At 60.8% G+C, this 12,351-nt stretch carries 11 protein-coding genes; 3 read left to right on the top strand and 8 right to left on the bottom strand.

Annotation, left to right across the window (positions count from 1 at the left end; translation table 11 throughout):
* Nucleotides 1-12 precede the first annotated feature (12 nt).
* The 6 genes from JJ889_RS10545 to ubiA all read right to left on the bottom strand — a co-directional run bounded on the left by JJ889_RS10545 (nucleotide 13) and on the right by ubiA (nucleotide 6,039).
* Nucleotides 13-789: an enoyl-CoA hydratase-related protein gene (locus JJ889_RS10545; protein WP_291894851.1), complete on the bottom strand. Its 777-nt coding sequence runs from the start codon at nucleotides 787-789 to the stop codon at nucleotides 13-15.
* Nucleotides 790-829: 40 nt separating this feature from the next.
* Entirely contained in the window at nucleotides 830-1,261 is a 432-nt protein-coding gene (locus JJ889_RS10540) for a MarR family winged helix-turn-helix transcriptional regulator (protein WP_291894847.1), read from the bottom strand.
* Between the two features lie 115 nt (nucleotides 1,262-1,376).
* Complete coding sequence (locus JJ889_RS10535; protein ID WP_291894844.1) at nucleotides 1,377-2,039, bottom strand: methyltransferase; 663 nt, start codon at nucleotides 2,037-2,039, stop codon at nucleotides 1,377-1,379.
* A 123-nt stretch (nucleotides 2,040-2,162) separates the two neighbouring features.
* A complete protein-coding gene (locus JJ889_RS10530) occupies nucleotides 2,163-3,587 on the bottom strand; it encodes a pitrilysin family protein (protein ID WP_291894841.1) in 1,425 nt (474 codons plus the stop codon).
* A gap of 19 nt (nucleotides 3,588-3,606) precedes the next feature.
* A complete protein-coding gene (locus JJ889_RS10525) occupies nucleotides 3,607-5,025 on the bottom strand; it encodes a pitrilysin family protein (protein ID WP_291894838.1) in 1,419 nt (472 codons plus the stop codon).
* A gap of 87 nt (nucleotides 5,026-5,112) precedes the next feature.
* Entirely contained in the window at nucleotides 5,113-6,039 is a 927-nt protein-coding gene (gene ubiA, locus JJ889_RS10520; protein WP_291894834.1) for a 4-hydroxybenzoate octaprenyltransferase, read from the bottom strand.
* Nucleotides 6,040-6,116: 77 nt separating this feature from the next.
* On the opposite strand from ubiA, the gene JJ889_RS10515 reads away from it, so the two are divergent.
* From JJ889_RS10515 to JJ889_RS10505, 3 genes are all read left to right on the top strand, one after another.
* On the top strand, nucleotides 6,117-6,881 hold the full coding sequence (locus JJ889_RS10515; protein ID WP_291894831.1) for a 16S rRNA (uracil(1498)-N(3))-methyltransferase: 765 nt from the start codon (nucleotides 6,117-6,119) through the stop codon (nucleotides 6,879-6,881).
* A gap of 160 nt (nucleotides 6,882-7,041) precedes the next feature.
* Complete coding sequence (locus JJ889_RS10510; protein ID WP_291894828.1) at nucleotides 7,042-8,415, top strand: glutamate--cysteine ligase; 1,374 nt, start codon at nucleotides 7,042-7,044, stop codon at nucleotides 8,413-8,415.
* 228 nt (nucleotides 8,416-8,643) lie between these two features.
* Nucleotides 8,644-10,353 carry a peptide MFS transporter gene (locus JJ889_RS10505; RefSeq protein ID WP_366940095.1) on the top strand — a complete coding sequence of 570 codons (1,710 nt, stop codon included), beginning with the start codon at nucleotides 8,644-8,646 and terminating at the stop codon, nucleotides 10,351-10,353.
* Between the two features lie 77 nt (nucleotides 10,354-10,430).
* Here JJ889_RS10505 and JJ889_RS10500 read toward each other — a convergent pair whose 3' ends face one another.
* Together JJ889_RS10500 and JJ889_RS10495 are read right to left on the bottom strand one after the other, a co-directional pair.
* The gene (locus JJ889_RS10500) at nucleotides 10,431-11,369 is read right to left on the bottom strand and encodes a retropepsin-like aspartic protease (RefSeq protein WP_291894822.1); all 939 of its coding nucleotides are present in this window, start codon (nucleotides 11,367-11,369) and stop codon (nucleotides 10,431-10,433) included.
* 17 nt (nucleotides 11,370-11,386) lie between these two features.
* On the bottom strand, nucleotides 11,387-12,346 hold the full coding sequence (locus JJ889_RS10495) for an aspartyl protease family protein (protein ID WP_291894819.1): 960 nt from the start codon (nucleotides 12,344-12,346) through the stop codon (nucleotides 11,387-11,389).
* Between the last annotated feature and the right edge of the window lie 5 nt (nucleotides 12,347-12,351).

Below are 12,351 nucleotides of genomic sequence, written 5' to 3'. Positions count from 1 at the left end.
CCTCAACCCGGTTCAGCCGAAACGCGAAAAGTCCGGCAGGCGTCTTTCCATGAAGGCCGCAGCTGCTTCGGCGAACTCGTCAGAGCGTAACAATTCCGCGAACAGGCCGCCCTCACGCGAGATGCGGTCGGACAGGTCTTCGGGCGGGGTACGCATGAGGGCCTTGGCGGCACGCATGGAGCCGGGTGCCTTGGCCGCCATGACGCTGGCCGCGAAATGGGCGGCGCCGGCAAGATCATCGGCACTGTGCACGCCGGTCACCAGGCCAGCCTGCAGTGCGCGATTGGCATCCCAGGTGGCGCCGAGCATCAGCAGGTCTGCCGCAACGGCATGGCCGAACATCTGTGGCATGACCTGGCTCGATCCGAACTCCGGCGCCAGCGCAAGGTCCACGAACGGGGTCTTGAAGGTCGCCCGATCAGAGCAATAGACGATGTCACAATGCATCAACAGGGTAACGCCGATACCGATGGCCAGGCCGTCCACGGCGGCCACGACCGGTTTCTTGACCTCGAGCAGGGCACGCATGAAGCGCTCCACCGGTGGCATGTCGCCACCGCCGACATGCGGCGGGCGTTCCATGAAATCACCGATATCATTGCCAGCGGTAAAGACACCATCGGTGCCAGTGATGATGAAGACCTTGACGGATTGTTCCGTGTCGCCGCTTTCCAGCGCCTCGGCAGCAGCGGCGTACATCTCGCGTGTCAGCGCGTTTTTCTTGTCCGGGCGATTAAACCGGATTGTGCGGATCCCCTCCGCATCATCGACCAAAACCAGTGAGCTCACTTGGGCCCTCCTTTATTTTATGGAGGGCAAACTAGAGCGTTCAGGCGCTGACCGCCAGACTTGTCAGAACCCGGTGCAGCATATCGCTGTCATCATCGCCCAGCTGGGTTTCCAGCTCCTGGTTCATGTCCTTGAAAACATGATCAGCTGCATCGCCCATGGCGCGGCCTTTTTCGGTCAGGGAGACGATCGCGGAGCGCTTGTCATCGGCTGAAGCGGTCTTGGTAACCAGGTTGAGCGCTGTCATGCGATTGACCAGCCCGGTTACAGCAGGCGGGTTCAAAGACAGCATCTCGCCGATCTCGCCCATGCGGCGCTCGCCGCGGCGAGCCAGCAGGAAGAGTACGGCCGCCTGTGCTGAGGTCACGCCGGCCTCCGCCTTGAGACGGGCATCAGCCTCGCGATTGAGCTTGCGCGCTGCGATTTCGAGCAACAAGAACAGCCGGCGATCCACCGCACGTACGCGGGCCATGACAAGTCTCCACTGGTAGAGGCGCAGCGAGCTCGCGCCGGAAGCGAATTTACCGGCGGGACATTGCCCTAAACGGCTGTGACTGTAAACGAAATTGCGACCGCAAAGGGCGAATTCACGGGGTGTTGAAGGACCAGACCTTGGCGTAGCGAACCTCGCGGTCCTCGAGGTCGCGGGTGACGGGTACTGTATACTCTGCGAGCCGGTCGAGTTTTTCGCGCGGCAGGAAGGATCGGCCCGGGTCTCCGATCAGGACGCGTGTGCCGCGGCGGGCGCTTTCCTCGAGCCAGGCACCGATATGACGGGCGCCTTCATCCTCGTAGAAGACATCTCCGGCGATGATCACGTCCCAGGCGTCGAAACGCCCGACCACATCACCCAGTTCGGTATCCAGCTCGACTGCGTTGAGTGTGGCATTGGCCCGGCAGGCCTCGATCGCAAAGGCGTCGAGCTCGCTGGCGGTCACCTGTTCGGCGCCGGACATTTTCGCGGCGATGCCGGAGACAGCGCCACCAGCCGCAAAATCAAGCACGCGTTTGCCTTTGACGATGTCAGGATTGTCCAGGCAATAGCGCGCCAGCGCTTGCCCGCCCGCCCAGGCAAAGGCCCAGAAGGGGGGCGGCAGGCCCATCTCGCCCAGCGCTTCCTCGGTCTGTTCCCAGATGTCCACGGTCTCGGTGGCCAGGTGCAGCTTGATTTCCGGCACCAGTGGCGGTGTCAGCACGTCGGTGTGCTCACGGATAAAGGCCTGGGGGTCGTCGAGCGATAGCGGCTTCACGGGCGTTCCTGCGGTTTGCCTCTTCGACATAACGCATGCCCGGTGCGGTGCAAGTTCAGCCGGCACAGGACAAAACGGCCGGGCGCTGGGCCCGGCCGTCTCGTTTCGCATCAAGGATACGGCTTACTCTTCAGCGTCTGCCGGGGCCGGCAGGATGAAGCGTGCATTGGCCAGTTCCGGCAGGGCACGCACCTGTTCCTCGATGACGGACAGGTCACCCACGACAACCAGGACAACATTGTCCAGGTCGAGATAGGTCGAGGCCACGCGGGAAATGTCGTCATTGGTGACGGCATTGAGGCTGGGCACGTAGTTTTCCAGATAGTCTTCCGGCAGGTCATAGAGATCGCGGAGGCTGAGCTGACCGATAATCCCGCCCGTGGACGCGTTCTGCAGGATGAAGATGCCGGACATCCAGGTGCGGATACCGTCCGCTTCAACAGCGTCAGGCGCGTTTTCGGACAGGCGCGTGATCTCGCCGAAGGTTTCCATCAGGGCTGCGCCTGTCACCTCGGTGTTCACATCGGCATTGAAGGTCCAGTAACCGCCGCCCATGCCCCAGGTGACACCACTGCCCGGGGAGTAGGTATACCCCTTGTCCTCACGCAGATTGCGGGTCAGACGGGAGGTGAAGCTGCCGCCCAGCAGGGCGTTCATGACGGCCAGGTCTGGCGCATCCGGATGATCGATCCCGACAGCCGGGAAACCGACCCGCAGCGTGGATTGCGGGGCGCCCGGGCGATCGATGAACTGGACAACCGGACCACCGCTCGGAGCGGCCGGGGTCAAGGCATCAGCAGAACCGCTCGCCCAGTCGGCAAACGCTTCACGGATGGCCGCTTCCATGGCGGCTTCGTCGAAACGACCGGCAACATAGATGCGGGTGCGGCCTGCGCCGTAATTGGCGTCATAGAAAGCCTGGACATCGCTCAGCTCGAAAGCGCGGACCTGGTCCTCGGTCGGCAGGGAATTGCCGTAGGGGTGGTCACCGCCGAACAGCAGGCGACGATAGGCTTCCGTGGCAATCGGACCCGGCTGGGCGCGAGAGACGGAGACATCGCGAACCAGGTTCTGGCGGACACGATCAAACTCGCTATCAGCAAAGTCCGGACGCATGACGACATCAGCGATGATGCCCATTGCATCGGTCGCATACTGGGACAGGACATTCACGCCGATATTGGTGGAATGCCAGCCGACACCGACACCCAGCTCGCCACCCATGGCGGCGATCTCGGTGGCGATCTCCTCGGCCGTGCGGCCGTTGGAGCCTTCTTCCATCATGCTGGCGGTCAGGTCGGCGATATAGGTATCGCTGCCATCATCGATATTGCCGGCACGAACGCGCAGGGAAATCTGCGTGGTCGGGGCCAGGCCGTACTGGATAAAGGTGACTTCCAGGCCGTTATCCAGCGTGAAGCTGCGATTGTCCGGCACGTTGAAGGAGACCGGTTCACCCAGAGCCGGTTGCTCGTTGATCTGCGCGATCGCCGGAGCGGCGATCAGGCTGGCGGCCGCGAGGGCGGCACTGAACAGTTTGACTGTCATGGCTTTTTCTCCCCGGGGCTTACTGGCTGTCATCGCCGGCAAGGCGAACTTCCAGCACGGTGCGGTTGGTCGGACGCAGATATTCCTGCGCCGTGCTCATCACCAGTTCCGGCGTGACCTGTTCAAAGCCTTCCGTGATCCGGTTGATGCGGCTGGGATCGTCATCGAACATGGCAAAGGAGGCCAGCAGGTCGACGAGACCGAAACGCGTGGATGTGTCCACGGTGCCGTAGAAATCGGACAAGAGCTTGGTGCGCGCACGCTCCAGCTCTGCCTCGGTCACTGGCGAGGTGCGGATGCCCTCGATCGTGGTGTCCATCGTGCCCATGACTTCAGACACGGTGAACTCGCTGTCGTGGATCAGGCCGACAGTCCACAGCATCGGACCGGAATAGTTGAAGGCATTGCCCAGGAGGTTGATGCCGCCAAACACGCCGGACGCATAACCTTCCTCCGACACCAGGGACTGGGTCAGGCGGCTGTCATCACCCTGGACCAGCAGCTGGTCGATCAGGATCATGGCGTAATATTCCGGCGTGCCACGTTCAGGCATGTGATAGCCGACGGCGAGGGCTGGCTGGTTGGCCAGGTTGTCCTCGATATAGTCGAACTTCTCTTCTTCCTGGCGCGGTTCGGAGGTGTCGATCTCCGGCAGGGGATCGCCCGCCTCGATGTAGGAGAAATACTGCTCGATCCAGCCCAGCGTCTCGTCCTTGTCAATATCGCCGGCGACAACGATGACCGCATTGTTCGGCGCATAGAACTGGTCGAAGAAAGCCTGCGCATCTTCCAGTGATGCCGCGTCGAGATCGGTCAGATCGCCGTAGAAATTGTGCGCATTGTGCCAGTTTTCATTGGCGACCATCGGCAGGTCGATCCAGATCCAGCCGCCATAGGGCTGGTTGATGACATTGACGAAGACCTCGTTGCGAACGACTTCGCGCTGATTGTCCAGCTGGCTTTCGTCCAGGTTCGGCTGACCCATGCGGTCGGCCTCGGCCCAGATGATCGCTTCCAGCGCGTTGGACGGGACGACCTCGAAATAGTTGGTGAAGTCATACCGGGTGGAGCCATTGTTCACGCCGCCCGATCCATAGATCAGCGTATCAAAGGCGCCGTGCGGCAAATTGCGCGAACCCTGGAACATCAGGTGTTCGAACAGGTGCGCAAAACCGGTCCGGCCGCGCGGCTCGTTGCGGAAGCCGACACCGTAATAGACGGCGACAGTCGCGGTCGGCACGGTGTGGTCCTCGGACAGGACAACGCGCAGGCCGTTGTCGAGCGTGTGATAGCTGACATCGACGGTGAAATTGGTGGAAACAGTGGATTGTGTCGCACTGTCCGTGGTGGCGCCTTGATCCCCGCTATCCGTAGCAGGCTGACAGGCCGCCAGCGCGAGGGCTCCAAGGCCCAGCGCCAAGCTCTGTTTGATCGTCATGCTCTCCCCATATCGCTCAAACTCAGGACGGGGCGCATGTGAGCCCAGCACGCGGGCCGGGTCAAACGATCAAATCGCCTTCTGGTATTACAGGATTGTAACAAGCGCGAAGGTCGCACTCAGCAGGAGCCCGGTTTCGCGGTTGGACTTGAAGACTTTCAGGCAAGCGGCATCGTCTTCGATATCGGTCAGGCGGATCTGGTTGAACAGGTGGGCGGAATAAAGCGCGAAGGGGAGAGCGGCAAAGGGCGAGGCGTTGACCAGGTAAAGCGCCACGCCGGCCAGTCCGGCTGTCAGCCCGTAGAAGGCGCCGACCCAGATGGGGGAGTGCTGGCCGAACAGGCGGGCCGTCGAGCGCACCCCGACCAGGGCATCGTCCTCGCTGTCCTGGTGCGCATAGATGGTGTCATATCCCAGCGTCCAGAATATGCAGGAAGCGTAAAGTGCGAGCACGGCGAAATCGAACTGGCCGCTTGCGGTGACATAGGCAACAGGCACACCCCAGTTGAACGTCAGGCCCAGCCAGGCCTGTGGCCACCAGGTGATGCGCTTCATGAAGGGATAGGCCGCGACCAGCACCAGCGAACCGAGGCCGGTGAAAATGGCGATCAGCGGCAATTGCACCAGCACGATCAGTCCGACCAGACTTTGTGCGCCCAGGAAGGCCCAGGCCTGTTTCAGCGATACGGTTCCTGCCGCCAGCGGCCGATCCGCGGTGCGGGCGACCTGGGCATCCAGATCACGATCGATGATGTCATTATAGGTACAGCCGGCACCGCGCATGGCGATCGCACCAATCGCGAACAGGGCCGCGTAATAGAGATCGATCCAGCCAAGGCCGGTATTGGCGCGCGCCAGCAACAGTCCCATCCAGCAGGGCAGGGCGAGCAGCCAGAAGCCGATCGGTCGATCATAACGCGCCAGGCGCAGATAGGGTCTCAGAGCGGTCGGCGCTCGATCCACCCAGGTCTGGGGGATGCTGTCAGCGACTCGTCGGTCGAAATTCAGTTGCATGGCGGTGGTTTCGCAAAGCTCGAAGGCGAGATCAAGGCAGGTTGACGGACAAGGGCAGCACGGGGCAAAGCGAAGGCATGAGCACGGATCCACGCCTTTTCATCGATGCACCCCTGGGCGAGGGGCAGGCTGTGCCGCTCTCGCGGGAGGACAGCCACTATCTGATCAATGTCATGCGCCGGGAAGAGGGTGACCATGTTCGCCTGTTCAACGGCCGCGATGGCGAATGGCAGGCATCGGTGGCCAAGGCACACAAGAAAAACGCGGTGCTGGCCTGTGATACACAGAACCGGCCACAGGCCGCTGTGCCCGATCTCTGGCTGATGTTCGCCCCGGTCAAACGCCAGAAAAACGAGCTGATCGTGGAAAAGGCGACCGAGTTGGGCGTGGCGGATATCCGCCCGGTCATCACCACACGCACCCAGTCTGAACGTATGCGTCTTGATCGTTTCGAGATCATCGCCAAGGAGGCAGCCGAACAGACCGAACGCCTCGACCTGCCGGTGATCCACGAGGCTGTGAAGCTCGACCAGATGCTCGAGGACTGGGATGAGAGCCGGGTGATCATCTATTGCGATGAAGCCGGCGATGACGGCGCCCGTCCCTGGGGCGGCGATAGCGGTCGGGCCAGTCAGGCGCTGGGTCCATTGACCGAGCTGCGCGGCAAACCCGCAGCCCTGTTGATCGGTCCGGAAGGCGGTTTCACCCCGGAAGAACGCGAGCGCCTGCGCAGTCTGGATTTTGTCCACGCCGTCAGTCTGGGCCCGCGCATCCTGCGCGCCGAGACGGCGGTGATCTCGGCGCTGACGCTGTGGCAGAGCGTTTGCGGGGATTGGGAGTAGGTCGGCCTTGCCGGCGCGAGCGTGCCACAGGTGACGGTGAGGACAGGGTGTGAAGCCGCCATTGCTCGCTCACTTCACCGTGAATCTCAGCGGTCGCCTCTTGTTTCACCCCGAACACCCACATATCTGTTGCGGACATTCTACAGGCGGGGGCGCTTTGATGAGCGGCACTTATAATCCCGGTGGCGAAGGCGCTCCGATTGAATCCATCGACCAGCTGGGTGAATACCTCGCGGCAGGCTGCAAGCCGGCGGAGAATTTCCGCATTGGCACCGAGCACGAAAAATTCGGTTTCGCGCTCGAGACGCATGACCCGCTTCCCTATGACACGGAAGGGCCCTCGGTGCTTAAAATGCTTGAGGGTCTCAAGTGTTTCGACTGGGAACCGGTGGAAGAGGGCGGGTATCTGATTGCGCTCAAGCGCAATGGTGCCTCGATCACGCTGGAGCCGGGTGGCCAGTTTGAACTGTCCGGTGCCCCGCTGGAAAATGTCCACCAGACCTGCGCCGAAGTGAACCGTCACCTCAAGGAAGTCCGTGAAGTCGCCGACGAGATCGGTGCCGGTTTCCTGGGGCTGGGCTTCTCGCCGAAATGGTCGCTGGAAGACACGCCGATGATGCCCAAGGCCCGTTATGGCCTGATGAAGGCCTACATGCCCAAGGTCGGCACGCTGGGCCATCAGATGATGTTCCGCTCCTGTACGGTCCAGACCAATCTGGATTTTTCCAGCGAGGCGGACATGGTCAAGAAATTCCGCGTCTCCCTGGCCCTGCAGCCGGTGGCGACGGCGCTGTTTGCCAATTCCCCCTTTGGCGATGGCGGGCTCAACGGTTTCCAGTCCTATCGCTCGCACGTCTGGACCGACACCGACAATAACCGCACCGGCATGCTGCCCTTTGTCTTCGACGACGGGATGAGCTTCCAGCGTTACGCAGATTATGCCCTTGATGTGCCGATGTATTTCGTCAAACGCAATGGCGAGTATCTCGACGCGACGGGGCAGAGTTTCCGCGACTTCCTGGACGGACGTCTGCCGGCCCTGCCAGGCGAGAAGCCGGTGATGAGCGACTGGGAAGATCATCTCTCGACCCTTTTCCCGGAAGTGCGTCTGAAGACTTTCCTGGAAATGCGTGGCGCGGACAGCGGTGCGTGGGACAGCCTGTGTGCCCTGCCGGCCTTCTGGGTTGGGCTCCTGTATGACGATACTGCGCTGGATGCGGCCTGGGACCTGGTCAAGGACTGGACCGCGGATGAACGCGAGGGTCTGCGTCTCGCCGCGGGGCGCCACGGTCTGCGGGCCGGCTGGCGCGATCATTCCATGACGGAACTTGCCCGCGAAGTGCTGGCGATCTCCCGTGAAGGGCTCAACAAGCGACGCATGTTGAACGGTTATGGCGAGAATGAAGGCCATTTCCTCGACGAGCTCGACGAGATCGTGGCCAGCGGCCGTACGCGGGCCGACGCGCTGATCGAACGTTTCAACGGCGAATGGGACGGTTCCATCGAACCGGTCTTCACTGAAGCCGCCTATTAGGTGTCAGCGCTAACAGGCGAAATTGTGAGGCTGGGCCTCAGTTCCAGCCGTCACTAAAGCTTGTCGGTCGCGCTCTCACATGGTCAATTGACGCCCGAGTAACGCCTCGCGGGGAGCGGGGACGGGGAGATTACATTGACTGACAATACCGAGGCGGTCGTGCGTTCCAAGCACGATACGTCGTTCTTTGGTCATCCACGCGGGCTGGCCATCCTGTTTCTGACTGAGATGTGGGAGCGTTTTTCCTATTACGGAATGCGTGGCCTGCTGATCATCTACCTGACCCAGCATTTCCTGTTCTCTGACGAGAGCTCCACGATCATGTACGGCGCCTATACGGCGCTGGTTTACATCATGACAATCATTGGTGGCTCACTCGCTGACCGCTATCTCGGTCAGAGGAAAGCAGTGACCTACGGCGCCATTCTTTTGGTTGCTGGTCACGGTCTCATGGCCTTTGAAGGCAGCGGTTCTCGCGAGATCTTTACGTATGAGGGTGCGGAGTACCAGATTACTCTGGATGGCCGCGGCGGCGACGCCAACCAGATCATCGTGTCGGACTCCGGTCAGTCGCAGATATCCTTCGAGGACGCGGGCACGCGGCTTGTGGTGGCAGAGCCGGACGTTGTCGGTTTGCCGGCCAGTCTCGAGTTCTCTTCCGACATGACGCGCATTGAGCGCGAAGAGCTCTACGTCAATATCCTCTATCTCGCGTTGGCGCTGATCATCGCCGGTGTTGGTTTCCTCAAAGCCAATATCTCAACGATTGTAGGGGAGCTCTACGATGTCGGGGATGTGCGTCGGGATTCCGGTTTCTCGCTCTTCTATATGGGCATCAATCTGGGGTCTTTCATCTCGTCCCTGACGGTCGGTATTATCGGCATTGCATGGGGTTGGAATTGGGGTTTTGGCCTAGCGGGCGTCGGCATGCTGTTTGGCCTTCTCACATTCCTCTTCTTCCAGCCCTGGCTGGAAGGTAAGGCCGAGCCTCCAAATCCCGAAAAGCTGAAGCAGAAAGTGCTCGGACCGATCAATGTCGAGTGGGCTTGCTATCTGACCGGTATCGCGATCGTCGCGGTTTCCATGATGATCGTAAAATTCCCTGACCTGTTTGCGGACGTTGCCGGATATATTGGTATCGCCATGTTCGTGCTTCTGGTGGGATATGCCCTCGTGAAGACACAGGGTGACGAACGCAAGAAGATGTTTGCGGCCATCTATTTTGTTCTCGCTCAGATCCCGTTCTGGGCTCTGTTCGAGCAAGCTGGGTCTTCGCTGAATCTCTTCACAGACCGTCTGGTAGATCGCAGCATGTTCGGCGTATCCGTACCTGCGCCGGTGTTCCAGTTCCTCAATGCAGGCTACATCATCGTCTTCGCTCCGATGCTGGCCTGGCTGTGGCTGTGGTTGGAAAAGCGCAAGATGAACCCGTCCACGCCGGTGAAGTTCGCGTTTGGTGTCTTCCTGGCGGGCCTGGGTTTCTACGCTCTTGTGGGTGGCATGGGGCTTTCCGGTGAGACGGGGCTCACTGCAGTTTATTTCATTTTCCTGATCTACTGGATCCACACCATGGGTGAGCTGATGGTCTCGCCGGTCGGCTTGTCATCTGTGACCAAGCTGGCGCCGGCGCGTGTCGTTGGCATGACCATGGGCGCCTGGTTCCTGTATTCCGGTCTGTCCAACTTCCTGGCTTCAGTTATCGCAGCACAGACAGGTGCGGAGACCATTGGTGGTCAAATCACCGATGTCGCTGCGGCCAAGTCAGGTTATGCGGAGGTGTATTCGAACGTAGGCCTGGTCGCGATGGCCATCGCTGTAGGCATGCTGTTGATCTCCCCGGTGATCAAATGGCTTATGGTTGATGCCGACAAGGCGACAACGCCGACCCTTGCCCAGGAAGAGGCAGCGGGCGCAGGACCTGACCGTCCGGCCAGCTAATCCCTCTCCACACAGACAGGAAAAGCCGCGGCGTTCGCTCCGCGGCTTTTTCTTTGGCCCTTATCCGGTTGTGCTGATCAGTGACTGAGTTCTTCCAGGTCACTCAGCTGGATGCGGTCATCATTGCGGCACTGGTTCTCTCGGCCGGTGGGCTGGATGTCCCAGACCCCGGTGCGCTGGTCGATGGTTACGCGGGCCTGGGAGAGGATGTCCATGCCGATGACCAGGGCTGGCGCATTCTCCCATCCCAGCGCGTAGAAGATGTCGAGATTGGCGCGCATTATGTACTGGCGGCTGATACACAGATCGCCAATCTGGAACTGGCGGATCGGAAAGGCATTGGCGTTGTCGCCCATGCGACCGTCAACGCCGGACAGCTCGTAGCTCAGCACATTACGAGGGACAAAACGCGAATGAAGGGCATGGTTGGCGATGGACACGGCGGAGCCGCTGTCGATGACCACGCGGAAAATCCGCTCACCCGTACCCAGTCGCGCCGCGCCGTAGAGAAGACCGTTCTCGGGGTCCAGGATGCCATCATCGAAAAAGACGTGTTCCGGTTCCAGCTGGATATGGCCGTCGGTGAAGTCGATCCCGTAGCGGCGCCCGGCAAAGGCATCCATGCCAAGAAGCCCGGCGATCATGGTGTTGCGTGTGGTGGAATCCGGGATGACGACGCTCTGCAGCGTCTGCGGGGGTATGTGTGGCAGGCGGACATCTGCCAGTTCAAACCGCTCGGCCTCGAACATCCGTGTCAGGGACTGGACGTCATCGGAGACGACCCAGCTGGACTGGAAGCCCATCTGTTCGGCGACAGCCTGGGCTATGGCAGTTCGGTTGGCACCGGTGTCGACAACAAAGACATGCTCCCCGTGTTCGCCGACTTCGACATCCATGATGACATGTCCGGACACGGTCCGGCCGAGTTCAATGGTCTGTGGCAGGGCAGGGGCGGGAAGCCAGGCGAGGCCCAGGCCAAGGGCCAGGGCGCGGGTCAGTCGATCGGATGGCTTCATGTTTCCTCCCGCCCGTGTCAGGGCATGCTGGGTGTGAGCACTCCACTGAACTGAACTCGCGGCCGCCGGCAGAAGTTTTCTTCTGAAGAGGGGCTGAGTTCGACAATTCCGTTTTCCCGGTCGACGACGAGGTTGAGGTACTGCATGGCATCCATCCCCAGGATGATTGCAGGCTCGTCCAGCCAGCCGAGAGAGCGAAAGATATCAAGATTGGCGAACAGGGCGGGTACCGTATCGAAACAGGCGCCGCCGACCCGCAGGCTGCGCAATGTGACCGCCCGTGTCGCTGTCGGGCGAACCTGCTCGACGCCGCGGGTGTTGAAGGTGATGCGGGTGCCGCGATCTGGCAGCATGTTGCGCATTCTCGCATTGACGAAAGTGCGCGGCGATCCGGTATCGATCATGACGCGAATTCGGGCGCGGCGGTTGCCGATCCTTGCTTCGGCATAGATCAGGCCTCGTTCCGTCGAAAACACGCCGTCCTGATGTTCCGGCGCGGCAGAATTGAGGATGAGCTGATCCGCCCCGAAATCCAGCCGGTAGCGGTCAACTCCCAGCGCATTGGTAGCGAGGAAGCCCATATAGTTCAGAGGCTCTTCGCCTTCGGCAGGCAGAACAATGCTGTGAACCTCGCCAATGGGATGGCCGTTTACGGCCACCGTTGGCATCTGGAACTCTTCTGCGACAAAAACCGTGTCGAGCGCCTGCACATCACTCATCGAGGTCTCACTCGGCGTAAAGCCGACCTCCATTGCCATTGGAAGCGCAATTGCCGTGTGACTGGCACCGGTATCGAGAATTAAATTGTAGGGGCCAAACTCACCGACATTGATGACGACAGTCGGGTGGCCTGCTGGCGTGGATCCCAGGTGAAGGGTGGTGGTTTCAGTCTCCTGGGCAGTCGCGGTGCTGGAACCGATGCTGGCGAACAGGCAGAGGGCAGTCAGAGCGAAGGAAACAGCGCTTCTTGTGGTCAATGAAA

This window comes from Maricaulis sp. (genome assembly GCF_017643475.1).
Taxonomy (GTDB): domain Bacteria; phylum Pseudomonadota; class Alphaproteobacteria; order Caulobacterales; family Maricaulaceae; genus Maricaulis.
Note: the sequence above shows the minus strand (reverse complement) of the source record. Positions and strands in the feature narration are given on the sequence as shown.

Excerpts from the sequence above, each read along its gene's own strand:
- JJ889_RS10540 (WP_291894847.1), bottom strand. The coding sequence starts at position 1,261 with ATGGCCCGCGTACGTGCGGTGGATCGCCGGCTGTTCTTGTTGCTCGAA.
- JJ889_RS10530 (WP_291894841.1), bottom strand. The coding sequence starts at position 3,587 with ATGACAGTCAAACTGTTCAGTGCCGCCCTCGCGGCCGCCAGCCTGATC.
- JJ889_RS10525 (WP_291894838.1), bottom strand. The coding sequence starts at position 5,025 with ATGACGATCAAACAGAGCTTGGCGCTGGGCCTTGGAGCCCTCGCGCTG.
- ubiA (WP_291894834.1), bottom strand. The coding sequence starts at position 6,039 with ATGCAACTGAATTTCGACCGACGAGTCGCTGACAGCATCCCCCAGACC.
- JJ889_RS10515 (WP_291894831.1), top strand. The coding sequence starts at position 6,117 with ATGAGCACGGATCCACGCCTTTTCATCGATGCACCCCTGGGCGAGGGG.
- JJ889_RS10510 (WP_291894828.1), top strand. The coding sequence starts at position 7,042 with ATGAGCGGCACTTATAATCCCGGTGGCGAAGGCGCTCCGATTGAATCC.
- JJ889_RS10505 (WP_366940095.1), top strand. The coding sequence starts at position 8,644 with ATGTGGGAGCGTTTTTCCTATTACGGAATGCGTGGCCTGCTGATCATC.
- JJ889_RS10500 (WP_291894822.1), bottom strand. The coding sequence starts at position 11,369 with ATGAAGCCATCCGATCGACTGACCCGCGCCCTGGCCCTTGGCCTGGGC.